Consider the following 25,760-nt stretch of genomic DNA (forward strand, 5'->3'; position numbering starts at 1 on the left):
AAGAGCGCTCAGCGTACGACTGAGCGCTCTTTTGCTGAAGTTCGAGTCCGTTGAACAGGACGGATCCGCATCCGGTATAGGACGAGCGTAAACATCGTCAGTGTTGAGACAGCGTACCAAATCGTCGTAAACAGAGTTCCCGTATCCGTACCGATGAGTAGACCGTGTACCGTCATTAATAGCCAAGCAGGTAAGACGAGCCAGTGTGTCAATTTCCAAAGCGTCTTGCCTAGCGTCTCCTTTAAGAAATCCGAAGTCACGAGAACGAACCCGAATAAGTAGAGACTGATCGTTCCTAGCGCATTCCAGAGTGGTTCATAAGAAGCTTGCCCCGGAATCAGGACCTCAAAAATCGTCAGTGGTGCGTATGAATCGACGATGATGAGCGTCGCATGTAAGACGATTGCGAGTAAACCTGCCCAGCCACTATATAAATGCACGTGATGCAGTCGTGCTTTTTGTTTTTTGAGTGCCGGGTAGGAACCGAGCAATCCAGCTAAGACAGAAATCGTCATGAAGAAGTGTCCACTTAATCCACTCAATCGAATCATCGTCCATGTCGAGAACAACCATTTCATCCAGTCCATATCTCACTCACTCCCTTCTGTTCACTTCGCCATTCCCCAGCAGTATCCAAAATCAGTAATCGTCCTTTTGGAAACCAACGAAACAGCTTTTCTTGACGTTCTGCCTCTGTCATCTGAAAGGCAAGCTTCGTCATGACTTCCGCTTCATAGAGTTGTGGTGCAGATGCAGTCACTTGAAGGATCGGGCTTTTCGTCGGGCGTCCTGTTCGTCCATCTAACAAATGATGATGCGTCTGTCCGTCCGTCTTCCACGATCGATAGACACGGTTCGATGTCGCGACCGCGCCTTGTCGTAGTTGCACATCAGTGACGCGTTGTTCGGTCTGATTGCCTTTAGTGTCTCGCTGTTATTTCTGTTATTGGGTTACCGCTCAAACAAAAAAATGTTTTTATTACTCAGTTTCGTTGCTGCCATCGTCGGTAGCGGATTACTTGCTTATACCGGACATCTCGGTGGTCAGATGGTGTATGCCAAATAAAACAAGAGCCGATCTATTTTCTCTTTTGATGAGAGAAGTAGACCGGCTCTTTTATGTTGTTTCTATATTACTTACGATGTGCACGTCCTGGGCGACGGTTGTTCGAACGACGTGTGTTTCCACGTCCTTCCGTCACTTTTCGAGTTCCTTTGCTTTGGTCGTGCTGTGCGCGAATCGCTTCTTCAGACAATTCGACGACGATTGGTGTGACCGAGATGTTCAATTCCCGCTCCATATCACGGAACGTCCGACCATCTTTTGGTGTCACGATCGAAACGGCAATCCCGTCGTTCCCAGCACGTCCTGTCCGACCAATCCGGTGAACGTAACTTTCCGCATCATCTGGTAAATCATAGTTAAAGACGTGTGTCACACCTGTCACATCAAGTCCACGCGAAGCGACATCTGTTGCGATCAGGAATTGTGTTTTTCCTTGATAGAACTTCGCCATCGCTTTTTCCCGTTTCCCTTGCGTTAGTCCACCGTGCAATTCATCCGTCGGATACCCTTGCATCTGCATTTCTTCGTTCAATTTACTAACGCGACGTTGTGTACGGCAGAAAATGATGGCTGCGTACGGACGCATCTCGTCAAGCATCGTCCGCAGTGTCGCTTGTTTGCGGCGATCCGTCGTCTCAACGACGAACTGCTCGATCGCTTCTACGGTGATGCTTTCCGCTTCTACTTGCACTTCGACCGGGTTACGCAAATACGTTTTCGCCAGTTCCTCTACTTTCGGTGGCATCGTTGCAGATAACATGACGAATTGACGATCAACCGGTGCCGCCTCGATGATGTCTTCGATTTCTGGCAAGAAACCGATTTGCAGCATTTGATCTGCTTCATCCAAAACAAGCGTCCGTAATTCACTTAAATCAAGTGTGCCACGACCGACATGATCGAGTATCCGTCCTGGCGTTCCGATGATAATTTGTGGCATCCGACCGAGACGTTGAATCTGTTTAAAGACGTCTTGTCCGCCGTATACAGCAAGCGCACGATACTGCTCTGTATTCCGAATCAGTTTATGCGTCTCGTCGGCAATTTGACGCGCAAGTTCACGTGTCGGTGCGACGATCAATGCTTGAACCGTTTGTGATTCGACATCAATTTGCTCAAGGATGGGTAAGAGAAACGCCAACGTCTTCCCTGTTCCCGTTTGCGCCTGTCCAATCAAGTCGCGTCCTTCGAGTAATGACGGAATCGCTTGTTCTTGAATCGGTGTCGGCTCCTTGATGCCTTGTTTTTGTAATTTTTTTATCCACAGGTCACTGATGTGTAATGTTTCAAATGTTGACATGATATATCCTCCTAAAAATTATCCACAGAAAAAAGCTGTGGATAACCTGCTTCGCATAGACAAAAACAGTTATCCACAGCCGTGCTCTATTCAGTATACACAATTTACGCGTTTGTTGCTTCCTGTTTTAGCTTCCAGTCGAGCACAAATGTACCAAACGGGATGAATGATGCGATGAACGCAATCCCTGCCTTGACGATCGACCAATCGTATTTGAATTTCACGACTGCGAGCCAGAGTGCATACATGACGAACAAGACACCGTGAAGTGCACCCACGACTGAAACGGCTTGCGGAATATCCGCCATATACTTCAACGGCATCGCAATCAACAGTAAGACTAAAAACGAGATTCCTTCTAGTATCGCAATCATTCGGAATTGCCCAAGCGTAGTTCTTAACATCCCGTCACTCCTTTTTCTTAATTCCTGTTCTTAGTATACGGGATGGACGATCCTTCTGTGACCTGTGTCACAGGATTGTCAGATTTCGAGTGGACGTAACCGTGCTTCGATAGCAGCTCGCTTTGGTTCAAGAAACGGTGGTAATGCAAGCGTCTCCCCTAACGTTTCAACCGACTCATCCGTCGCGAATCCCGGTGTATCAGTCGAGAGTTCAAACAAAATATGGTTCGGTTCCCGGAAGTAAAGAGCTTGGAAATAGTGACGATCGACTTTACCGGAGTTCGGTAAGTGATAGGCATTCAAGCGTTCGACCCACTTTTCATATTCATCACTGTTCGGCACTCGGAACGCGACGTGATGCACACCACCACGACCTAGACGTTCTCGGTCGAGATCTGGACGTGCCTCAATATGAATCTCTGCTCCGATACCACCTTCTCCGGTTGCATAGACTTCAATCGGTGCAAAGTCACCTGCTAAAGATGGATAAGAACCTACTTTTCGGAATCCCATGACTTCCGTCAGTACACGGATCGTCAACGTCGGATCGTTGACCGTCAATGTGACGGCTCCCAGTCCAACGATGGCATAATCCGATGGAATCTCTTTTTGCGGCCACGGTACACCACCTGCGACACCTACCTCACCATCTTCCGCAACAAGAATCAAACGTGTTCCTTCCTGATCGCGAAAGGCGAGTGTTCGACGCCCTGCTCGTTCGACGATTTCATCGTGATCCACATTTTTCGCTTCAAAACGTTGTTTCCAAAAATGAAGTGCAGCCGTTGTTTTGACACGAAGCGATGTCGAAGAGATACTCGATGCCCCCGGTACGCCCGTTCCAAGATGCGGAATATCAAAAAACGTCAAGTCTGTTCCTGGATTCCCTTCCGCATCTCCATAAAACAAATGATACGATGTCGTGTCATCTTGATTGACAGTCTTTTTGATCAGACGCATGCCAAGTATTTGTGTGTAGAATTGATAATTGCGTTCCGCCATGCCTGTTAAGATCGATACATGATGAATTCCGAGTAATTCCATTTTCCTCACTCCTTGTCAATGATTTGGTAATTGGAGTATATCTCATATTTATCTTGAATTCAAGATATTAGTCTAATAAAAAACCGTCCCTCCGAAAAGGGACGATTGAATAGTTGAAATTAAAGTTTTACGACGTTAGCAGCTTGTGCTCCACGTGCGCCTTCAGTGATTTCGAACTCAACTTCTTGACCTTCGTCAAGAGTTTTGAAGCCTTCACCAGTGATTGCTGAGAAATGTACGAATACGTCTTCTCCGCCTTCAACTTCGATGAAACCGAAACCTTTTTCTGCGTTAAACCATTTTACTTTACCTGTGTTCATGGGAACAACCTCCAAAAATAAATTACTTAATACATATGCTGGGCATATGAAAAGAATTCATTATTGTCCCGAAATACATGGAGCAACGAAAAGATTGTTCGTGACACGATGTGAATCCGTAATGACAATAACAATATTAAGCTAACGTAAGTATAGAATGGATGCGCTTTAAAAGTCAAGTTGTCAGACCAATGTTTTTTCCAATTGATTCCACTTCTTATACATAATCAAAATAAAAAACAGGTTCAGCCGAAACTGAACCTGTTCTTCTGTTTTTAACGGTGGATCCAGACTGCTCCAGCAGAGTTATCTTTCGCTTCACCGATGACTTGAATCTTCAGCCCGTTGTTCGGAAGCAATTTCCCTGCGTCCGGAATCAACTGGTTGATGTACGATTTCGAATCATCAAACTTCGTCACACCAGGGAGACCTTTGTAGTCATAGAGTCCACGTGATGGCGAATCGATGAGCCATGCAGGTGCTTTATCATAACTGAAAGCAGCATCTGCGATCTGGTAACGTGTGCTTCCTGTCGTGACCGGCTTACCGTTGAGTGTTCCAACGATTGCTTCAGGATGTGAGTCGACGACTCCGAGGAATCCCTCACCTGGGTGTACGCCAACCCAGTTATCGTTGAAGCTTGAATCGCCATACCAGACGACAAGACCTGTGTTGTACTTAACGCCTCGTGCATGCTCGAGTGCTTTATCCGAGCCTGCATAGTTACGCCATTCGAGGTAGTACGCGTTATCTGCATAAGAGAAACCGTCTGAAGCAACGAAACCATCTAGAGTGAACTTAGGAGTACCCTCTGCATCATCTTCAAAGACGACTTTACCGTCAACTGTCAACTTCGCGTTATCAAGTGCAAATCCGTCTAGTGCAAGTCCACCATCTGTCACGTATTCAAATTTCAACGTGACTTTTTTACCCGCAAATTCGCTCAGGTCATATGATTTATCGACCCATGCTCCTTTTGTTGATTCGGCACGCTGATCGCCATCTGTATCTTGATCACCAATTTTATCGATGACTTTCGATTGACCGTCAGCAGTAGCTGTGACTGTCAAGTAATCGTAATCAAATTCAACATCGTAAAAGGCTTTGAAGTCGAACTTCGCTTCTTTTGCATTCGTCAAATCGAACTCTGGTGAAGTCATCGACGTATGAAGATCGTCACCTTTCGTACTGTAGTAATACTTCTTACCGTAAGCCGGCGTGATACCTTTTACCGGTTTTTTTGGTAAGTTGACTTTGATGATACCTGGATTTTTTGATTTCGTTACACTCTGGTCGAGGTACGATGCCGTTCCTGCCTTAGTAAGTGAATCAAAATCAATCTGTTGGATGTTCGCCCAGTTTCCACCCATCACATTTTGGAAGAACTCTTTGTTTTGTGGCGAGAAACTTGTCGGCTCTGTTCCGGCGATGTTACCATTCCAGCTACCACCACTCATGATCGACCATGAAGCGACCGGTTCACCTTGACCTGTATACTGTGTATCGTACTCATCAGGAAGTCCTAGATCATGACCAAATTCGTGCGCGAAGACACCGACCGCGCCATCTTCTGGTTGAACTGTGTAATCATAAGCAGCCATTTTTCCGCCCCAGTAATTGACGCTTGCCGTCGTATCCGCTACAGGATACACGCTACCAAGTGTCCAGCGGTGTGACCAGATCGCGTCGTCACCGAGCTTACCGCCGCCTGCTTCTTGTCCTGTACCAGCATGAATGATCATCAAGTGATCGACGAGACCATCTGGCTCATTCAAGTCGCCATCGCCGTCCATATCGTACTGGTCGAACTTATCGTAATCGGCTAAGTTAATGCCGGCTTTAACAGCTGCATTCAAGGAATCCTTGACGAGACCGCGTGGGCCTTTTGCGCCAGGAAGGTTATCATTTCCACTCACAGGACTGTCAGCACCATAATCTTTAGCTGTTCCAGGAACAGTCAACCAATTGGACACCGTACCATCTACCGAATAACTACCACCTGATTGTTCTTCATAATATTGCTTGAACGTCTTTACTTTGTCTCCGTTGAAGAGTTCGAACTCTTGATCACCAAACATTAAATCTTGATAATGTTTTTGGTTGAAGTCATCCGAATACATATATCCAGGCTCTTGAACGACATTATTGTGCTTGAAGTCGCTGTACTCGACGAGGAGGACGAGGACTTTATCCGTTCGTGTAGCACCGTTATAGGCTGCCTGTTTTGCTTTATCAACTTTGACGAAGCCATTCGGATTGCCTTTTTTGTAGTTGTCGTGTTTTTTCTTCAATTGTTTAGCAAGTTGTTCCTTTTGTTTTGTTAAGAAGTCTTTTGTTTTCTTATCAAACGCTGCTTCTTTATTTGATTCATGATCGTGGTCATGATCGACGGCCGGTTTTCCATTCGCCTTTTTATCTAGATACTTTTGAACGGCTTTTTGTTTTGCTTCTGCTGAAGCTGCTTTTGAGATGACCCCACGTTTTTCAAGCACTTTTGCTAATCGATCCTGATCGACCGTGTTCAAGTCCATCGGTGCACCAGGTGCTACTTTTTCTGCTGCTTGTACGGACGTTACCTGCCCACCAGGTAAGACCGGACCAACAGCAAAAGCAGCTGCCGTAATTCCAGATAGAACGGCTAGGCTAAGCTTTTTCTTTTTTCCCACGTGAATTGACCCCCTATGTAGTAGTGAAAAGCATGTGATTACTATACTTTTCTGAATATTCAAATCATAGATTATTTTATTTCGTTAATCAATTGCTTTTAAGACAATTAGTGCTTTGTAACCATACCTATTTTTAGGTAGTAATTTTAAATGATTTTCAAAGGATTCTTTCACCTCTTTTTCAAAAAAATACGCTTCTCTCATTTTAGAAAACGTTACGCTGAAGGCACTCTGATTACCATAAGGAGGATCCAATGAGCCCTTTACAACATTTTGAACGTCATTTACTTAGAAACTATCTGATTGGTTCATTCGTCGCTGTCTTCGGCGTCGGTTGCCTATTTATTTTCGAGACGCTTACCTTCACCGGAATAGAACAATTGATTTTAATCGGTATCATGGCTGCGTCCGTCAGCCTGATGTTTTCACTGGAATACATGCTCTACTCCCGACATGTCGCTTCCTTACGCCGCTTTTTCAAAAACGATATTCCTTCTCTCGTCTCGTTTCAAGAGGCCTATCAAACGACACATCGTTTTCCGATACTGACTGTAAAGCGCATCATGGGACCACACTTTTTAGGTCTTTCCGTTCCTGCTTCACTTCTGACAGCCCTGGCGATCTCTCAAGGGTGGTTACAGATGCCGTACTATTTAATTGGTCTTGCTTGTTTTGGTGCGGTCCTCGTCGCCATCCTTCATGCTTTAATTGAGTTTTTTCTTACTTATCGTGTTACCGAACGCATGCTACTTACGTTAGAAAAATACGCGTTCGAACACGAATTTGATTTTCCTGAAAAAACGACGGTCGTCACGCTAAAGCAAAAAATGCTGATCAGTACACTGATCATCGGTGTTTTTCCCGTCATGCTGTTCGTTCTCGCCTCTGCTGTCCAGTTAACGGAAAATGAAAGTCTTCGCTCTTACTGGAGTTGGGCGACACTCATTTTAATCGTCATCTTATCCGTTGCGACGTTTTGTAGTCTTCTTCTGTATGAAAATATTCGCAAACCGATCGTCACCCTGCAACAAGGGATTCAAGATGTCGAAAGCAATCGACTCGTCTCGTTACCGAATCCCTATTCGGACGAGTTCTCCCACCTCGTTTCTGGTTTTAACTTGATGATGGAAGGTATCAAAAAGCGTGATGCGGAAAACGAACAGTTACTAGATAGTTTGTTCACCTTGTTTGCCGCGACATTAGATGCCCGCGATCCTTACACAGCCGGTCATTCCGTTCGTGTCGCTGCCTATTCAGTCGAAATCGCTACCGCTGCCAATCTATCGAACGAACAAATCGAACTATTACGTAAATCAGCGCTGTTGCATGACATCGGGAAAATTGGGATTCGAGACGATGTGTTATTGAAAGAAGGACGCCTCACCGATGAAGAATTTCATGCCATTCAGCAACATCCAGTGATCGGCGTGCACATTCTATCGCAAGTTCAGCTTCCAAAGACGTTACAACCGATTCTTCCTGGGGTAAAGTACCATCACGAACGCTACGACGGAAAGGGGTATCCGGAAGGTCTTATAGGAGAGGACATCCCACTCTTTGGTCGAATCATGGCGATTGCCGATGCCTATGATGCGATGACATCCGATCGTCCTTATCGAAAAGGAATGCCAGTGGAAAAAGCTTTATCCATCTTGGAAGAGGGCATGGGTACACAGTGGGACGCCACCTTTACGCGTCTTTTTCTAGACTTGAAACGTTCGCCGATCGAAGACGTGTCATAAGTACGGAAAGGAGTTTCTCATGCATCCTAAAATCGTGGAACGTCATGAATTTTATTTTGTCGGTCTTGGACTGACATGTGAAGAAAACGAACTGCATACGTTGATGCCGGAACTCTGGCGTGAATTTTCAAGACGTTCGCATGAGATTCCTGCGAAACCAGATAGCTATCCGCTCGATATCTCACTCGAACGAAACGGAACCAAATACTCGCAATGTGTCGGGTATCCTGTTGCATCACTCGACGGTATTCCAAAAGGAATGAAAGGTCACCGGATCCCTGCTGCGCGTTATGTCTTTTGGAAACATGAAGGACCCGATATCGAAATTTGGAAGTCATTCGAAAAGATTCAACGCTTTGCCTCAAAACAAGGGATTGAACTTGATCCTCATGACTTTAAGATTGATGAGACACGAGACGATGTCCATCATCTCTACCAAAGGATTCGATGAACCATTCTCTTGAATGGTTCTTTTTTTGCGTTGAAATATCTTTCACACTTAATATTTCAGTACAGGTACTACGGACTATATTCAGAAAATTCGATTTAATTCGAATGACTTATTCTCGCTTCTCTAATTCTTTGGCATAGTTAGACTCAACCCAAACAAGGAGGCGATTTATTTTGAAAAAGTTTCTCGCTACATCGCTTGTCGCAAGTGTACTTGTTGTTCCTACGGTCGTAGGTGCAGAAGGTCTTCAAGCTGGTAAACTCACGAAAGCTTCGTCAGAACCAGCTGCAACGATCGTTAAAGATTTCGTGAACAAAAAAGGTGACTTTGCTGTTCAGAACGTCGAAAAAGACGGATCTTCACAGATCGTACGTCTCCAACAAGAAGTGGATGGCGTCCCTGTCTTTGGTAGTGTCGTCGTCGGGAACGTCGCGAAAGACGGTACTTTGAAAGCAGTCGTAAACGATGCGATCAACGTCAAAGGAAAACCAGGTCTCGCGAAAAAAGCAACGCTCTCTGAAAAGAAAGCGATCAAACTTTATCAAAAAGCAATCAAGGCTTCTAAATTCGAAGTCGCTCCAAAAGCAGAACTCGTCATCTATCCAGTAAAAGATGATGCTGTCTATGCATACAAAGTCACATCGACTGTCCTCGCTGGCAAAGAGCCATCACGTTGGACATACTTCATCGATGCGAACTCAGGTAAAGTACTTAACAAGTTCGACCAACTCGCTCACGCAACAGGTACGACAGTACTTGGCACAAGCGCAACATTCAACACGACGTTGAGTGCTGGGAAATACTATCTTCAAGATACGACGCGCGGAAAAGGTGTCTACACATACGACGCGAAAAACCGGACATCACTTCCGGGAACACTCTGGGCAGATGCAGATAACGTCTTCAACGCAACATATGACCGCGCTGCTGTCAGTGCACACGTCAACGCTGCAAAAACATATGACTTCTATAAAAACACATATGGTCGTAACAGTTACGATAACGCTGGTGCACGCTTGAACTCAACGGTCCACTATTCAACGAACTACAACAACGCATTCTGGGATGGCACGAAGATGGTCTATGGTGACGGAGATGGCACGACATTCGTCGCACTCTCAGGCGCACTTGACGTCGTCGCTCACGAATTGACGCACGCTGTCACAGAATACACAGCTGGTCTCGTGTATCAAAACGAATCTGGTGCGATCAACGAAGCCGTTTCAGATATCATGGGTACAGTAGCTGAATATACAGTTGGATCGAACTTCGACTGGCTCGTAGGAGAAGACATCTACACACCTGGAGTCAGCGGTGACGCCCTCCGTTCGATGTCTAACCCAGCTGCTTACGGCGATCCAGATCACTACTCTAAACGTTACACAGGTACACAAGATAACGGTGGTGTCCACATCAACTCTGGTATCATCAACAAAGCGGCTTACCTCCTCGGTAACGGTGGAACGTTCTACAACGTATCTGTCACAGGAATCGGCGTACCGAAACTCGGTGCGATCTACTACCGTGCTCTCAACGTGTACTTGACTCCGAACTCGAACTTCAGCTCACTCCGTGCAGCAGTCGTTCAATCGGCGAAAGACCTTTATGGTTCAACAAGTGCAGAAGCAACAGCTGCAGCAAAATCATTTGATGCAGTAGGCGTCTACTAAGAAAATCTCCTCCCAAAGGATTTTCATATTTCCTCCCGAGTGTCGGACTCGGGAGGTTTTTTGCGCAAAAAAGGACGGATTCGCTTCAAGCGAATCCGCCGTTCATTCATTCTTGTCCAGGATCACGCGCAAGACGTAAACGCATCTTTCCGTTATCCGGGAACACTTTTAGTTGTAAGGATTCTCCTTCGTACCACGTACCGTAGCTCGTATCGACGACGGGTTCACCCAGTGTCGATAATCCACCAGTCGAAGCATTCGTCCAGTCGATCGCTTCAATGATTCCATCCGAAACGACGAGCAGATATCCAGCATTCGAGAAGTAATACGTATTGACAGCATCCTGTTGTGTATTCCCGACAGCACCATACTTCGCTTCGAATTCAGCGATCGGTTTTCCGAGATATTGCTCCGGCTTGTCGATCGGTTGGTTGGCGACTGCTTGCGAGAGCGCCGCAAGAACGGCTTCGTCTGACGTCCCTTTTGGTGCTTCCAAACGAACATCACTTTCCGGTAAGTATCCTTCGATGCTGTCATTGAGTTTGAGATGGACCATGCCGTCCTTCGCATCCAGTACCTCATAGACATCACCTAAATCTGCTTTGTAGATGACACTACTACGACTCGCATCGCCGTAGACGTTCGCAAACGGACGCGTTACCCAAGCCGCTTGCGCATACTCTGCTGCTTTTTTCTTTGATTTCTTCTTTTCTTTTTTCGCTTCTTTTTTATCATCCGTTGTTGCTGTTTCTTTTTTCGACTCATCGTTTTTCGTTGCTTGATCCGTCGTTTTCGGCTTCTCGAGTGTTGATGTTGCTTGAGAAGCATCGTTATTCGTCAACATATACAACCAACCACCGACGATGAATAATGTCGCGAGAATACCACCAAAGGCAATCCCTCGACGATTTCGTTTTTGTTTCCGTCTTTCTTGTCGAGACTGTCGTTCTTGTTCTTGTTGGTGTTCACTCATGTATGGTTCCTCCTGAAAAAGTCGACACAGTTTTTCCCCACTATACCACCAATGTTTACTCGAAAGATTTAAATTTCGATGACAGTTCGACCACGATGACGTGAAGTCAGCAAGGCTTCTGCGATTTCAGGTAAATCGTTTAGTGTTTTGACATCGACTTCTGACGCAAGATCGACCTGCCAGTCACTCGCTAAACGTTGCCATAGCTCTTCACGATAGGCGATTGGTGTTTGTACCGCATCGATTCCAATCAAGCGGACGCCACGTAGGATGAACGGATAGACTGTCAACGTCATTTCTGCCCCACCGACGTTCCCACACGTCGTGACGACACCACTATATTGTACGAAGCGAATGACGGACGCGAGCAATGGTCCTCCTACCGTATCTATGACACCAGCATATGTTCCTTTTTTTAATGGACGGACCGTTTCGTCTAAGAACGTAGTGCGGTCTAACACCTCAGCCACACCCTTTTTTAGCAGCCGTTCTTGTTCTGCGCGTTTACCGGTCACGGCGTGTACCGTATAGCCTAAGCGAATGAGTAAGGCGATCGTAATCGTACCAACACCGCCCGTCGCACCTGTTACAAGAATCGGTCCTGCATCCTTCGAGACGATTCGTGACAATTCATCAACCGATTGCGCCGCCGTCAATCCTGCCGTTCCGTATTGCATCGCTTCTAACGGACGGATTGTTTCCGGGAGTGGCGTTACCCAATCGGCCGGCACACGTATGTATTCTTGAAATCCGCCTGAAGTGTTCATCCCGAAATCAAAGCCATTGACAACGACGGCTTGACCCGTTTGAAAACGTTCATCTGTCGTCTGCTCGATGTATCCTGCTGCATCAACGCCTGGTGTATGCGGATAGGATTTTGTCACCCCTCGATTACCCGACATCGATAAAGCATCCTTATAGTTGACACATGAGTGCGTGACACGAATCAGGACGTCTCCCTCCGGTAAATCGTCGACACGTTTCGTCTCGATTGTTCCCTTATACGATCCGTCCACTTCTCGTACGACGAAGGCTGAAAAAGTGTGTTCCATGATTTCTCTCCTTTCTCTTGTGCTTCTCTATACCCTGTTGTTTCCATCGACACACTAAAAATCCCTGCCGTTTCTCAAAGAAACGGCAGGGATCGGGGACGGAAAAAGCATCAGGGTTCCATAGGTGGTCAAAGGTAACAGGTCAATCTGTCAATGGTTCATGGTCATCGGTTTGCCGTCGCCATTTCTTCTCCACAGAGGAAAATTGAGGTCCGTCCCCTCCCCTTGACGTGGAGTCTCACCACGCCAAGGAGCTACATGTAACGTCCACCATCAAAATCGATCGTCGTCTGGTAGTTCGCGGCATTAATCGCATTTGATACTTTGTGCGCTTGTCGCTCCACTTCCTCCGCTTTTAGGCGATAAGTATCGGGATCGAATAAGGCATGGCGAATGACCGTCGTCCCTTCGAATCCATATTGGAACTCGCGTTTCGGTCGACTTGCAAGCATCTGGTAATTTTGTGCTTTCGCTCGTAATTGGGTAGCCCATTCGATTGCTTCGACGAGCGGCATTTCTCCTTCATCTGTCACGATCACAGTGTTTAGATTCGCTGAATAGACGAGACGATCCAAGACTCGCATATCGTGACGCACGATGTCCATCGCGGCTTCGACGTCGATTAAAGTCCGTCCTTGTTGCGCGGGGAGTGCTTCTCCCTTTTCTAAATCAATGAACGCGACGCGATCCATTTCTTCGATTAGCTGATCGAGTTGCTTCCTCAAAATACTCTTTAGTTTCACGGCATCTGCTAGGTACATCATCATCTCCCCTTTCCTGTTCCATTTACGTCATTCCTTTCAAAAGGTTTCAATCAAATTGATGGACGAAGGCACCAAATTCTCCCTGAATCGTTTGCTTGTCCATCTCCGATATCGTAGCAGTTCGTTCTGTGTAGCGTTCTAAGAGGTAGGCTTTTATTAGGATATGTGACGGTTTGAATCCGATCCGCAGGCACCATTCCTGAAGTGTTTCTGTATCATGTCGTCGTGAGCGGGTCGGGAGTATGTGATTGAACTGAATGAGTTGTTTGCGAATCCAGGCATCTGGTAGCTCGACCGGATTCTCAGTTAAAACAAAGTCGTTGGATAAGGGCTGTAACGGGATGTCGGCTCTTATCGATTCCTCGTCCTGCTTCTTGGTCTTTCGACGTTTTCGCCAAACGATATAACCTATTATGACTAGAGGTAAAACAAGCAGGCTCATCAGTAACATCGATGAGGACGATCCCCCTTTTTCGTTCGTACCTCGCTTAGCATTTTCAACCCCTACAACGATGAGCTTATTCTTTTTCTTTTTCGGTTTGAGGTCTTTCTGTTTCTTTGGCTTTTCATTCGTGTCCCAAACACATAGATCTTCATCGTTCTTCATTTGCTTTTTAGGCAACCACGAAAGAAACGGAATATTTAACAGCTTGCCGTTTCTATTGCAGTTCGGTTTACACGATCCATTCGTTTCGACCACAGACGTCTGAACCGCTTTTGGCTTCAGTGCTTGAACAGCCGCTTCTGTCAGTGGCTTACCAATCCCTAAGATTAGCAAAATCAGTCCGATACCCGTTATGAGTCGTTTGCGAAGTGACATCAGAAGACCCCCTTTTAACATCCATTATAATCCATTTAAGAATTTTACATGTATTTTTATGGATGTATCGAAACGAGGAATGATTGTGTAAGGAGAGGGGAAAAGGTAGACAGACCTATTCAGAGAGGGGAACCATTTCATGTTAAAACTCGATCACACGCATGATCCGTATCAAAATGCGGCGTTGATTCAGGAATATGTTGAAACGTCAACCAACGAACAAGCAGTTCGACAAGCGGAACAACTGCTACATGATAGTCCATTCATCGCACCACGACGTGATCCTAATCTTAGTCGGACACTTCGTTCGATGATCTCACCATTATTTTTGACGAATCGTGATAAACATATTCTACCGCTGACACCGGCTTTTGTAACGCCACGCGATGAGATTCGACCAAGTTGGTTCGGCCGGCTCAATCATGAGTTCGAACATTTGATCAGCGATGTCGAAACCGTCGATGTCACTGACTTTGGAGCAGTCGGTGATGGACAAACGGATGATACACAAGCATTCATCGACGCACTCGGTGATGGACATCGACAAGTCCATGTCCCAGCCGGTACGTACATCGTTCGGGGAATTCGTTTGCCTAGTTATACGATCTTAACAGGAGCCGGCAAAGGGAAAACGATTTTAAAGATGCACGATGACGCACCCAAAGGTCGTCGTCTCGTGACGAACCAAAATTATCTTCTCGGCAATCATCACCTACTCGTCGAGAAAATGACACTTGACTGGAACATTAAGCGCATCGGTGACGCGAAAAAAAGTAGCACATGGGGCAATCACTCCAGTTGTCTTACGTATGCGCATGTCACCTATGGCTGGGTCTTTGATGTCGAGGCCGTCAACCCGGGACTTCACTGTTTTGATATCTCGACACCGTATTACAATTACAATGGAGACGGAGCTCGAGCAAATTTAAGTAGTTCATTCATCTGGTTCGATGGATTGACCGGTTCTGGATTCGGAGATGACGGGATTACGACGCATCATAGTGATCACCTCTTCATCTCGAACTGTTTCATGCATGATCCAAGTGGACGTGCCCATGCAGAAGGCTTCTCCAATTCAAATGGAATCGAGATCGATGATGGATCACGCGACGTCTGGTTGTTCAACAACGCAACAAGTCGTTGTTTCGGTGGACTTGAGATTAAGGCACATGCGACCTCTTCTGCTGCCTCGACCGTCAAAATCGTCGGACACCTATCGATTGATGATCATCGCGCCTTTAACTTCCGACACATCGGACATCATCAAGCAACTGATCCGACGTCTCAGACGGCTTATAATATCATCGCAACGCGTTTGATCGCTCAGACACCTCAATATACGGAGCTATATGCGAATTCAAAACCGCGCGCACTCGTCGTTTCTGCTTATCGTAATGTCGTCATTCATGATTTCACGGTGCTCGGTGATCCGTATTATGACTATCAAGAACAACCGATGATTGGGATTCAATATAAGGCACGGAACGTCACGATCAGTCAGTTGAAGATGAGCGGATTCCGTCAAGCGAAAACAGACATCCAAATCTTTGGTGGAGAAAACGGGGCTGAAGACGTGCGCCTTCGTGATATCCGCATTGAAGATTCCGCCAAACATGGGATTACGATCGGTCCAGACATCACTCACGTCAAGCTGACGAACGTAGCACTAAAAGGAGACGGAACAGTCGGTTTGAACGCTAAATCGGAACCGGAAATGGAACGATTCATCGCGACCGGATTCAAAGTACCGATTCGCGCCCAGTCGACACAAGTATGAACAAAATGACAGGATGGACCGCGGTCCATCCTGTCATTTTTTCATTGAGATCGAATATATGCGAGAACACGTGTATCAATCGCACGATCCGCTTGTTCGCGCATCTCGAAGTTTTCCGTATGCAGATACGTTCGGAACGCGTCTTCGAAATCACCGCGGTAACCAAGCGATAACAACTTATCCATCAACTCTGACTCTAAGGCGTCATCAATCGGCTTGATTTCTTCCGGCTTACTCGGTTGTAGATAAAGGGTATGCAGTTGATAGATGCGTTCGAGTTCTTCAATCGGACTCGGATGATCGTCAACGCGTAAATCAATATAGCGGTCGTTGAATCCACCGTATCCGCCACCCTCCTTGACGACGAGAAGTGCCGCTGACTGCATTCCGCGTGAGTCCCCACCTGCTGCTTGACCTGCTGCTAACGCACGCAATAAACGTTCTGCAAGCGGACCTTGCGTTGATTCAAAGACACGTGCCATCTCTTTCACCGTATTACCGTCTACAAGAATATTCCCTTGCGCTGCAAAATGTTTCCCGGCAATACCACCTGCCCAGTCATTACATCCTTCTCCCGTGAATGTCGCACTCTTTCCAGTAGCATCGATGATCCCGACCTGACGATCCGCTAGTCCTTCATCTGCTTCCGTCAATCGACGCAGTACTTCGTCTGCTGAAGCCCCTTGTTCGATCATCCGTAATCCTTCAGGACCATACGTCGTATTTGCAAACGATTGTGTCGCTACAGCACCTACTCCCGCCTTCGCAAACGGAACAGCGCTCCCGACGGCTAAAAACTTCGACTGAACGGCAACGCCCCATGCTTGTTCTTTTTCACAATACCCAACGATTGAATATGTCACTTCAGTTCCCCCTTTAGTCATTACCTATTCCGTTCGTGATAACGCTTCCCGATTCCTGCAACTGAAAAACCTTCCGAACATCTGTCCGGAAGGTAGACTTCATTGAATGCCAAGTGTCACGGCAAGTAGTAAGGCGGCACATGCCAAGGCAATCCAGATCGCGAAAAGCTTCCAGACGAAACGAAGCCATTTTTCGTACGGAATGCCTGCGATTGCGAGAAATGCCATCAAATGAGCACTCGTCGGGAAAATCATGTTCGTCAGTCCATCTCCATATTGGAATGCTAAGACAGCCACTTGACGCTCGATTCCCAGTAAATCCGACAATGGTGCCATGATGGGCATCGTCGTCGCCGCTTGTCCACTTCCCGATGGAATGAAGAAATTCGTAATCAATTGCACGGCGTACATCCCGATGACGGCAAAGAACGTCGGTAAATGTCCTACGGCATTTGATAAGCCGTAAATGACCGTATCGATAACACGTCCTTCTTCGAGAATGACGACAATCGCACGAGCAAATCCAACAATCAACGCGCCGAACGTTACGGCTTTTGCGCCGTCAATCAAACTCTCGAACGTACCGTTCACACCAAGCGTAACGATTCCCGCAATCATCCCGATGATCAAGAAGGATGCGGTTAATTCCGTCAAATACCAGCCCCACTCAAAGATTCCGATCACATTGAGCGTGATCCCACCGATTAAAACCAGTAAGACGAAAGCATGACGTTTCGAAAAGCGCGAAATCGTCGTCGCTGCTTCTTCCGAACGACGTTGTTCTAGATCATAAACAAGACTGCGCGCCGGATCATGTTTGACTTTCCGTGCGTAGTTCATGACATAAAGAATTGTCACCGCTAAAAATACGATATACACAGCCGTTCGATACCCAAGACCACTAAAGAGCGGTACTTCCGCAATTGATTGAGCGACACCTACCGTAAACGGATTCAACATCCCGCCGGCAAAACCAACCGCCGCCCCTAGACTGACAATCGCGGCTCCTGTCATCGCATCATATCCAAGGGCACGCGCTAACATGATCCCAATCGGCACGAAGATGATCGTTTCCTCTGCCATACCAATCGTTGCTCCGGCAATCGAAAAGACGAACATCGTCATCGGAATCATGATGTGCCCTTTTTGACCAAATCGACGGATTAATTGATTGATTCCCGCTTCAATAGCACCGGTTTGACGAATGATACCGAAGACACCGCCAACTAAGAAAATGTAAAAAATGATCGCAGCACCCGCTTCCATGCCTTGCGGAATTGCTTCAAATAAACCAAAGAGATTGACAGGCGCAGACTCTACCGCGCGATATGTACCATCGATGACGACAGTCTGTCCATCTTGCTTTTCACGATCGAATTATCCTGCTGGAAGTGTATACGTCAAGATGACTGAGATGATGAGAATTGCCATGATAATGGCGTATGTATGAGGCATCTTGAAGAATGATCGCTTCGACCCTGGTGCATTCGTTCGTTCATTCATGATAAAAGCCTCCTTTTTGTGTCTTTATAAGAATAATGCCCTAATCAGGGAAAAACTAACAGTTTCAATGAAATGTCATATGATTGTAAAAGAAAAGTGGAATACTGCTAACTTAAAGTTTCGTTAAAAGTAGAGGCTTTGATCAACCGTGTCGCATGAAATAAAAAAGGAAGGTATTCTAGGCCATGAACCCCGAATACCTTCCTTATGTGTTACGTCAATCTCTTATGATTATGCTTGGAACGATTGAACGTCTAATGGTTTAGCAAGAGCCGTTTGAGCAAACGCAACGAATTGTCCGAAATGGGCACTCGTGTTGTGTGCTTCAATTGCAGCTTGGTCTTCCCATTTTTCAATCATCATGAAGACATTTTCGTCTTCTGTGCTTTGGAACAAGTCATAGCTGATGTTACCTGCTTCAGCACGTGATCCTGCCACTAGTGTTTTAGTTGCTTCTAAAAATTCTTCTCGTTTTGCGGGTTGTACTTCTAATTTTGCTTCGATGGCGATCATCGGAAAGCCTCCTTTGTAATTTCGTTAACTTAAGCATCTTAGCACCTCCGAATTCGTTACGCCATAAAGATGCTCGGACGATTGATGATATTTAATTACGGGTAATTACAGATGTAATTATTACTTTGTGCCACATCAGAGAAAGGAGCAACGAAGATGCGCGTTGAGGTATTTTATTTTGAGGATGACGGTCACATTCCGAACAACCCGACATTCCCGGTGTTGATTTATCGGCATGCATTTGAAGAGCCATCACACATCAAACAGACCTTCCATGCACATGACTGGCGTAACAGCTGGGTGGATGGCATTTTTGACTTTCATCATTATCATAGTATCGCCCATGAAGTGATCGGTATTCTCGAAGGGCATGCAACCGTTCAGCTGGGTGGTCCGCTCGGTAAGACCTTCACTTTGACGAGTGGCGATGTTCTCTTACTTCCTGCCGGTACGGGCCATAAAGCACTTGATACAAGTCGACACTTTCGAGTAATCGGTGCCTATCCGGATGGTCAAGATTACGACACCCTGACAGGTCAAACAAGTGAACGCCCGGAAAATCTTCAACGTATTCGTCAGGTGAGGCGTCCTACTCAAGATCCTGTATTCGGTGATCACGGTCCCTTGTTTGAACATTGGTGACGTCTCCTTCTCTTGAAGAAGACGTTTTTGTTCCGAGTTCGCGTGGTAAACCCTACTATTGTCTCTCTACTAAAGGAGGAAGAACGATGAACGAAACAGAAAAGACGTTGATACTCGCTGCATTAAAGCAAAAAACGGTGACGCTTCCCGATCAGACGCACGTTCGGGCACTCGGACAAGGTACATGGCGCATGGGGGAAGAGTCGGAGAAGCATGAGGCTGAAATCGAAGCGCTCCTTGTCGGTCTCGACAGTGGGATGGAACTCATCGATACGGCAGAGATGTATGGAGAAGGTGCTTCTGAAGAATTGATTCGTGACGCGATCGCTGATCGACGAGAAGAAGTCTTTCTCGTCTCGAAAGTCTACCCGCATCACGCTGGTGGGGAAGCGTTAAAAAAAGCTTGTTCCGAATCGCTTGAACGCCTCGGTACGGATTATCTTGATCTCTATCTTCTTCATTGGCGTGGTGACATTCCACTTGAAGAAACCGTCGAAGGACTGGAAGCTTTAAAACAGGAAGGCAAGATTCGCCGTTGGGGTGTATCAAACTTTGACGTATCAGACATGAAAGAACTGTTGGCACTGCCAAACGGTGATCAATGCGCTGTCAATCAGGTACTCTATCATCTCGGATCACGCGGAATCGAGTATGAATTGCTACCGTTACTACGCGAACATGGTATTCCAGTAATGGCGTATTGCCCACTAGCTGAAGGTGGTTCACTACGCGATCAACTCCTGAATCATCCAACCGTTGAGGAACTCGCTGAGACACATGGTGTTGAACCGGCACAGATTTTACTTGCTTGGGCGATGCGTGAAGGTGACGTCATCGCAATTCCTAAAGCAGGACAAGCACATCATGTCGAAGCCAACGGTCGCGCCGCGCTCCTGAATTTGACAGAGGAAGAGCTGGTTGCACTTGATCAAGCATTCCCAGCACCAACAAAAAAAGAACCACTCGATATCGTTTAAGGAGGTCATTTTCATGACAAAACATGTTCAACTCGGTCAATCTAAATTATTCGTTCACCCCATCGGTCTCGGTACGAATGCTGTCGGTGGACACAACTTGTATCCAAATCTCGATGAGCAAGCCGGACGCGATCTCGTCCGTGTCGCTTTGAAGCAAGGAATCAATTTCCTCGACACAGCTTTCATCTACGGACCAGAACGTTCGGAGGAACTCGTCGGTGAGGTCTGGAACGACACAGTCGCTCGAGAAGATGTCGTGCTCGCGACGAAAGGTGCGCATCAGTTCGTTGACGGAAACGTCGTCATGAACAATTCACCAGACTTTCTCCGTCAATCGGTCGAAGAGAGTTTAAAACGTCTTCAGACAGACTATATCGATTTGTATTACATTCATTTTCCGGATGAATCGACACCAAAGGACGAAGCCGTCGCAGCACTTGCTGAACTGAAAAAAGAAGGAAAGATTCGCGCAATCGGTGTCTCGAATTTCTCACTCGAACAACTGAAGGAAGCGAATAAAGACGGACACGTCGACGTCTATCAAGGAGAATACAACCTATTCAAACGGGATGCGGAAAAAGAGTTACTCCCGTACATCGTTGAGAACGGTATGTCCTTCGTCCCGTACTTCCCACTCGCTGCTGGATTATTGGCAGGGAAATATACGAAAGAGACGACATTTGACGATTTACGAAAAAACGATCCCTTGTTCCAAAAAGATGTCTTCGAACAAAACCTCGCAAAAGTCGATCAACTGCGCCCGATTGCAGAAGCACACGATGCAGAAGTCGCACACATCGTACTCGCGTGGTATCTGGCACAGGACGGTATCGATGCCATCATTCCTGGTGCAAAACGACCAGATCAGGTGACGGATACGTTGCGTACATTAGACGTTCAGTTGTCGCAAGAAGATATCGAAAAGATCGACCAAATTTTTAGCTGATCGTTCTCTTTTTATGAACATGAGCAGAATAGGCGAAAAATCATGCTGAACTTCGTATGATGGAGGCATGGAGGCGATTGATCATGAAGCACCATTTTCATTTAACCGCAGACTGGCCGGGCAATCGCAATGATGTTGGTCAGATCGAGACGGGTGAACTAAAAACAAAAATCTCAATTCCGGACGCCATGGATGGTCCAGGAGTTGGTACGAATCCAGATGAGATGTTACTTGGGGCAGCTGCTACGTGCTACATCATCACGCTTGCCGCGATGCTTGAGCGTAGTCACATTCCAAAGGTTTCGTTAACGATGGAATCTGAAGGTATCGTCGATGTTACGAACGGTGTCTTCACTTACGACGCGATTATTCATCGCCCTACTCTCTTATTACCAGCCGATCTGTCGGATCGTGATGTAGAGAAGGCACAACGTCTCGCTGAAAAAGCGGAAGGTTCGTGTATGATTACGCGGGCACTAGCTGGTAATGTAAAAGTATCGCTTGAGGCTGTTGTGGAGCGAATCTCAAATTAATAAACAAAAATCATCGTTTAACTTTTTAGTTAAACGATGATTTTTTACTTTATTTATCTATTTATTGGTATATTATTGATGATTTACTCATTATAAATACCATTTACTATCATTCGGAGGATAACCATGTCTTATTATGAAACACTACGTTCTTCAACTGAAACTAACTCACAATCTGATACAACAAGTGTCTCTGTACCAGCACATGACTACACAACAGAATTACTTACACACCTTAATCAAGTACTATATCAATCTTTAGACCATTTACAAAAACAAGATAAACCTGATCAAATGGTTGAAACGGTCAATGAATGGCTCCTTCATTTAAATCAACCTCCGATCGACTCGCCGCTTCATCGTGAACTCACTACTAGCACAACTCATGCTTTACCTACACAATATAAAAATTCTTTGCGTGCTTGGGAACTCATTGCTCCTGGCCAACTTGAACAAGAACAGTTATTGCATCACATCAATCAAGAATTGTGGACAGCATCTGCTGCTGATTGGATGGTAAGTTTTACACGACATTCTGGAATCCAAACGCTTGTCCCAGCTTTAAAAGAAGCAGAAGCTCAAAACAAACCAATTCGTATTTTGACTTCATTCTATATGAATATTACAGAAGCGAAGGCTATCCGACAGTTGATGGAATTCAGCAATATCGAAGTAAAAATTTATGAACCGATTAAAAAAAATCATGCGTTTCATCCGAAAGCCTATTTATTTTCACGTCCTGATCAGTTGGATAGTGCTATTGTTGGATCTTCTAATTTATCAAAATCAGCTTTAACGCACGGCATGGAATGGAATATTCGCATACCTTCTACACCCGTCACAACATTAGTCACTCAAGCGAAAAACTTGTTTGAACAGCTTTGGAACAGCCACGAAGCGACTATATGTACAGAAGAATTATTAGTTCAATACGAACAGTACCAACAAGAAACACCACCTATAAGATCATTTTCTATCCGCGATACAGTTGCCGAACCCGCTGTCGATTACACCGTTATTGAACCAAACCTCATGCAGATTCCAGCTTTAGAAGAACTGAATCGTTTGCGCGAGCGAAAAGAAAAAAAAGCAATGGTCATTGCGGCAACAGGAACGGGGAAAACGTACTTAGCAGCATTTGATGTCCGTCAAGCTCAGGCTAAAAAAGTATTATTTGTTGCACATCGTGGAAAGTTACTATCACAAGCTGAGAATACATTTAGGCAAGTTTTTTCAAATGAAAGTTATACATTTGGTAGATATTCAGGATCACAACAAATTCAAGATGCACAATTTACCTTTGCTACCGTTCAAACACTTTCAAAAGAGGTTCATCTCAAACAATTTTTACAGGATACGTTTGACTACATCATTATTGATGAATTCCATCACGCTTCATCTGCTTCTTACCAAAACATTCTTAACTATTTTACACCTCAATTTTTGCTTGGCGTAACGGCAACGCCAGAACGAATGGATGGTCAAAATATCTTCCAGCTTGTTGACTATAATGTCGCTTACGAAGTTCGTCTGTATGATGCCTTAGCACAAGATTTACTTTCACCATTCCATTATTTTGGGATTCAAGATGATGAATCGATTGATTATTCTCTTATTCCTCAGCAAAACGGCTTTTATGTAGAACAAGATCTTGTTGTTGCACTCGAACGATCAACACGAACAGATTATATTGTTGAAATGATTCGTAAATTTGGGTTTAGTGGTAATCAGGCTGTTGGATTAGGATTCTGCGTCAATATCAATCATGCAGAGTTTATGGAGCAAGAATTTAAACGACATCAGATTGAAGCAATGGCCGTTACAAGTAAACAGTCCGAAGATGAACGCGAAGAGGCCATTCGCCGACTAGAGGACGATCAAGATCCACTGCAATATATTTTTACAGTTGACTTGTTTAACGAAGGAGTCGATATTCCAAAAGTCAATCTAATGCTATTTTTACGTCCAACGGAGTCTCCTACAATTTTTATTCAACAATTGGGGAGAGGCTTACGTAAACATAGCTCAAAAGAATTTGTTACGATTTTAGATTTTATCGGAAATAGTCAAAAGGCTTTTGTTGCACCGCTTGTGTTGTCTGGTCAACAATCGTTTCATTCTATTGATCGTTATAAAATTGCTACTGCTGTAAAACAGCATTTTCCGATTTTACCGGAAGGTTCTTTAGCCATTCTAGATTCAATTACAGAAAGATTTATTATTGAACAAATGAAAAAAATAGAGTTTTCAGCTAGCAAACAGCTCCGTGAAAGTTATCAAAGGCTGACACGCATGATCGGAAATCCTCCGAGTTTAAATGATTTAGTTACACATAAAGAGGCGCCAGCTGTTGAAAGTATTGTTCAGCAATGGAGAAGTACATTACGTCTTAAACAACTTGAAAAACATGCTACCGATGAAGAACTACGTTTATTGCTCGATGACACTACACGCAAAATTGTTGAACAGCTCGAAGGACTATTTCCAATTCGTGAGCCCTTCAGCTTACTAATTTTAAAACATTTACTGCATCACCCCTCTGCTTCAGTACAAGATATTGAACAAGAAGTTTTCAAAGAATTCGCCTTATCACCGAATCACTCTTTTTCAAAGCGACCAATTATTCATCATCTTTTTAAACGCTGGTCTACTGCGTTTAAAAATGATCGTATTCAATTGCTAGATGCTGTATCAGAAGAACGCTATCGCTTTTCAAATACAGTCGTTCAAGCACTTCAACAATTAACTGAATTACGTTCATATATGATGCATTTTATCCAAGCAGGTCTACTTGCATTTCACCAACTACCAGATCGAATTAATTGGTTGATCGAAGATCAGGCGTTTCTATTACATCAAACATACAATCGTTCTGTTATCCAACGTCTCCTATGTTCACCAAGTCAGGAAGGTTCTTGGCGTGAAGGCGTAGCTCAAGCTGGTGACGACTACATTTTATTCGTGAATTTACACAAAGATGAAGCCATTGATGAGCAACTAAAATATAACGATTATTTCTTAGATCAATATCGTTTCCACTGGCAGTCTCAAAGCAATGCAACCGCTACAGGTAAAGCGGGTACTTTATATCAAAACCATGAGAGCGAAGGAATTCGTATTCATTTGTTCATGCGCAAAGCAGATAAAGAACAAGGAAGAGCGCTACCGTTCACATACTTTGGCCAGTTAAAGCATCTTCAAAGTACAGGTTCTAAACCGATTAGTGTGACTTGGTCACTTCATTCTCCACTATCAATTGAACTGTTTAAGGAGTGGCAAACTCTTTCTTAATGTACTCAACTGCAGGAATATCAGCAGGGGCCCATTCAAGCTGATCAAGGTCTGAAACAGATACCCAGCGAAGCTCTGCATGTTCTACGGCAATCGGTTCTCCTGTTACGATTTCAGCTTCAAACGTATGCAGTGTAACAATAATAGCATCGTACTCGTACGTCGTTTTTTCGATTGGTTGTTTGACCTTAATGTTACATTTTAATTCTTCATTGATCTCGCGAACTAAAGACTGTGAAGGCGTTTCATGTAGCTCAATTTTCCCCCCAGGAAACTCCCATAAGTTGGGCAATGACATTTGGCTACTACGAAGTGCACACAATATTTCATTATGATCATTGCGAATGACAGCCCCTACGACTTGAATATGTTTTTTCATTTTTATGTTTCACTCCAAATCATTATAGATTTTTCAGTTCTCTGCTTATCATAACAAAAACCGT

General features: G+C 45.1%; 24 protein-coding genes and 1 pseudogene. 10 read left to right on the forward strand and 15 right to left on the reverse strand.

Features of this window, described 5'->3' with window-relative positions:
* Positions 1-8 precede the first annotated feature (8 nt).
* Positions 9-587 (reverse strand): hypothetical protein, encoded by a 579-nt coding sequence (locus P401_RS0113750; protein WP_029342935.1) that lies wholly within the window; start codon positions 585-587, stop codon positions 9-11.
* On the reverse strand, positions 575-889 hold the full coding sequence (locus tag P401_RS0113755) for an FAD:protein FMN transferase (RefSeq protein ID WP_051656316.1): 315 nt from the start codon (positions 887-889) through the stop codon (positions 575-577). Before P401_RS0113755 ends, P401_RS0113750 begins: the two co-directional genes overlap by 13 nt.
* On the opposite strand from P401_RS0113755, the gene P401_RS17825 reads away from it, so the two are divergent.
* On the forward strand, positions 884-1,066 hold the full coding sequence (locus P401_RS17825) for a hypothetical protein (protein ID WP_051656317.1): 183 nt from the start codon (positions 884-886) through the stop codon (positions 1,064-1,066). The two genes, P401_RS0113755 and P401_RS17825, sit on opposite strands and share 6 nt — an antisense overlap.
* 67 nt (positions 1,067-1,133) lie before the next feature.
* Here P401_RS17825 and P401_RS0113765 read toward each other — a convergent pair whose 3' ends face one another.
* The 5 genes from P401_RS0113765 to P401_RS0113785 form a co-directional block, all read right to left on the reverse strand.
* Positions 1,134-2,366, reverse strand: a complete 1,233-nt coding sequence (locus P401_RS0113765) for a DEAD/DEAH box helicase (protein WP_029342937.1) — start codon at positions 2,364-2,366, stop codon at positions 1,134-1,136.
* A 104-nt stretch (positions 2,367-2,470) separates the two neighbouring features.
* Positions 2,471-2,770 carry a DUF3817 domain-containing protein gene (locus tag P401_RS0113770; protein WP_023469750.1) on the reverse strand — a complete coding sequence of 100 codons (300 nt, stop codon included), beginning with the start codon at positions 2,768-2,770 and terminating at the stop codon, positions 2,471-2,473.
* A gap of 78 nt (positions 2,771-2,848) precedes the next feature.
* Positions 2,849-3,814, reverse strand: a complete 966-nt coding sequence (locus P401_RS0113775) for a ring-cleaving dioxygenase (RefSeq protein WP_029342938.1) — start codon at positions 3,812-3,814, stop codon at positions 2,849-2,851.
* 119 nt (positions 3,815-3,933) lie between these two features.
* Positions 3,934-4,134: a cold-shock protein gene (locus P401_RS0113780; protein ID WP_023469752.1), complete on the reverse strand. Its 201-nt coding sequence runs from the start codon at positions 4,132-4,134 to the stop codon at positions 3,934-3,936.
* 275 nt (positions 4,135-4,409) lie between these two features.
* The gene (locus P401_RS0113785) at positions 4,410-6,800 is read right to left on the reverse strand and encodes an immune inhibitor A domain-containing protein (RefSeq protein ID WP_029342939.1); all 2,391 of its coding nucleotides are present in this window, start codon (positions 6,798-6,800) and stop codon (positions 4,410-4,412) included.
* Positions 6,801-7,054: 254 nt separating this feature from the next.
* Between P401_RS0113785 and P401_RS0113790 the strand changes: the two genes are divergently transcribed.
* From P401_RS0113790 to P401_RS0113800, 3 genes are all read left to right on the forward strand, one after another.
* Positions 7,055-8,542, forward strand: a complete 1,488-nt coding sequence (locus tag P401_RS0113790; RefSeq protein WP_029342940.1) for an HD domain-containing phosphohydrolase — start codon at positions 7,055-7,057, stop codon at positions 8,540-8,542.
* Between the two features lie 19 nt (positions 8,543-8,561).
* Positions 8,562-8,993 (forward strand): GyrI-like domain-containing protein, encoded by a 432-nt coding sequence (locus P401_RS0113795; RefSeq protein ID WP_029342941.1) that lies wholly within the window; start codon positions 8,562-8,564, stop codon positions 8,991-8,993.
* Positions 8,994-9,166: 173 nt separating this feature from the next.
* Positions 9,167-10,663 (forward strand): M4 family metallopeptidase, encoded by a 1,497-nt coding sequence (locus tag P401_RS0113800; protein WP_029342942.1) that lies wholly within the window; start codon positions 9,167-9,169, stop codon positions 10,661-10,663.
* Positions 10,664-10,769: 106 nt separating this feature from the next.
* Here P401_RS0113800 and P401_RS0113805 read toward each other — a convergent pair whose 3' ends face one another.
* The 4 genes from P401_RS0113805 to P401_RS0113820 all read right to left on the reverse strand — a co-directional run bounded on the left by P401_RS0113805 (position 10,770) and on the right by P401_RS0113820 (position 14,272).
* On the reverse strand, positions 10,770-11,636 hold the full coding sequence (locus tag P401_RS0113805) for a hypothetical protein (RefSeq protein WP_029342943.1): 867 nt from the start codon (positions 11,634-11,636) through the stop codon (positions 10,770-10,772).
* A gap of 68 nt (positions 11,637-11,704) precedes the next feature.
* Positions 11,705-12,688, reverse strand: coding sequence for a YhdH/YhfP family quinone oxidoreductase (locus P401_RS0113810; RefSeq protein ID WP_029342944.1), 984 nt, complete (start codon positions 12,686-12,688; stop codon positions 11,705-11,707).
* A 254-nt stretch (positions 12,689-12,942) separates the two neighbouring features.
* Positions 12,943-13,449 carry a hypothetical protein gene (locus P401_RS0113815; RefSeq protein WP_029342945.1) on the reverse strand — a complete coding sequence of 169 codons (507 nt, stop codon included), beginning with the start codon at positions 13,447-13,449 and terminating at the stop codon, positions 12,943-12,945.
* Positions 13,450-13,498: 49 nt separating this feature from the next.
* Positions 13,499-14,272 carry a hypothetical protein gene (locus P401_RS0113820; protein WP_029342946.1) on the reverse strand — a complete coding sequence of 258 codons (774 nt, stop codon included), beginning with the start codon at positions 14,270-14,272 and terminating at the stop codon, positions 13,499-13,501.
* A gap of 139 nt (positions 14,273-14,411) precedes the next feature.
* On the opposite strand from P401_RS0113820, the gene P401_RS0113825 reads away from it, so the two are divergent.
* Positions 14,412-16,049 carry a glycosyl hydrolase family 28-related protein gene (locus tag P401_RS0113825; RefSeq protein ID WP_034786150.1) on the forward strand — a complete coding sequence of 546 codons (1,638 nt, stop codon included), beginning with the start codon at positions 14,412-14,414 and terminating at the stop codon, positions 16,047-16,049.
* Between the two features lie 41 nt (positions 16,050-16,090).
* On the opposite strand, the gene P401_RS0113830 is transcribed toward P401_RS0113825, so the two are convergent.
* The 3 genes and pseudogenes from P401_RS0113830 to P401_RS0113840 form a co-directional block, all read right to left on the reverse strand.
* Entirely contained in the window at positions 16,091-16,912 is an 822-nt protein-coding gene (locus P401_RS0113830; RefSeq protein WP_034786151.1) for a DUF1028 domain-containing protein, read from the reverse strand.
* A 99-nt stretch (positions 16,913-17,011) separates the two neighbouring features.
* A pseudogene (locus P401_RS17830) lies at positions 17,012-18,415 on the reverse strand (YfcC family protein).
* A 231-nt stretch (positions 18,416-18,646) separates the two neighbouring features.
* Positions 18,647-18,928, reverse strand: a complete 282-nt coding sequence (locus P401_RS0113840) for a putative quinol monooxygenase (protein WP_029342949.1) — start codon at positions 18,926-18,928, stop codon at positions 18,647-18,649.
* Between the two features lie 156 nt (positions 18,929-19,084).
* Between P401_RS0113840 and P401_RS0113845 the strand changes: the two genes are divergently transcribed.
* The 5 genes from P401_RS0113845 to P401_RS0113865 all read left to right on the forward strand — a co-directional run bounded on the left by P401_RS0113845 (position 19,085) and on the right by P401_RS0113865 (position 25,317).
* On the forward strand, positions 19,085-19,570 hold the full coding sequence (locus P401_RS0113845) for a cupin domain-containing protein (RefSeq protein ID WP_029342950.1): 486 nt from the start codon (positions 19,085-19,087) through the stop codon (positions 19,568-19,570).
* 86 nt (positions 19,571-19,656) lie between these two features.
* Positions 19,657-20,547, forward strand: a complete 891-nt coding sequence (locus P401_RS0113850; protein WP_029342951.1) for an aldo/keto reductase — start codon at positions 19,657-19,659, stop codon at positions 20,545-20,547.
* A 13-nt stretch (positions 20,548-20,560) separates the two neighbouring features.
* Complete coding sequence (locus P401_RS0113855) at positions 20,561-21,493, forward strand: aldo/keto reductase (protein ID WP_029342952.1); 933 nt, start codon at positions 20,561-20,563, stop codon at positions 21,491-21,493.
* An 80-nt stretch (positions 21,494-21,573) separates the two neighbouring features.
* Positions 21,574-22,026: an OsmC family protein gene (locus tag P401_RS0113860; RefSeq protein ID WP_029342953.1), complete on the forward strand. Its 453-nt coding sequence runs from the start codon at positions 21,574-21,576 to the stop codon at positions 22,024-22,026.
* Between the two features lie 126 nt (positions 22,027-22,152).
* Complete coding sequence (locus tag P401_RS0113865) at positions 22,153-25,317, forward strand: DUF3427 domain-containing protein (RefSeq protein WP_051656318.1); 3,165 nt, start codon at positions 22,153-22,155, stop codon at positions 25,315-25,317.
* On the opposite strand, the gene mutT is transcribed toward P401_RS0113865, so the two are convergent.
* Complete coding sequence (mutT, locus tag P401_RS0113870; protein WP_023469769.1) at positions 25,292-25,696, reverse strand: 8-oxo-dGTP diphosphatase MutT; 405 nt, start codon at positions 25,694-25,696, stop codon at positions 25,292-25,294. The two genes, P401_RS0113865 and mutT, sit on opposite strands and share 26 nt — an antisense overlap.
* Positions 25,697-25,760 lie beyond the last annotated feature (64 nt).

It is taken from the genome of Exiguobacterium acetylicum DSM 20416 (assembly GCF_000702605.1).
GTDB lineage: Bacteria > Bacillota > Bacilli > Exiguobacteriales > Exiguobacteriaceae > Exiguobacterium_A > Exiguobacterium_A acetylicum.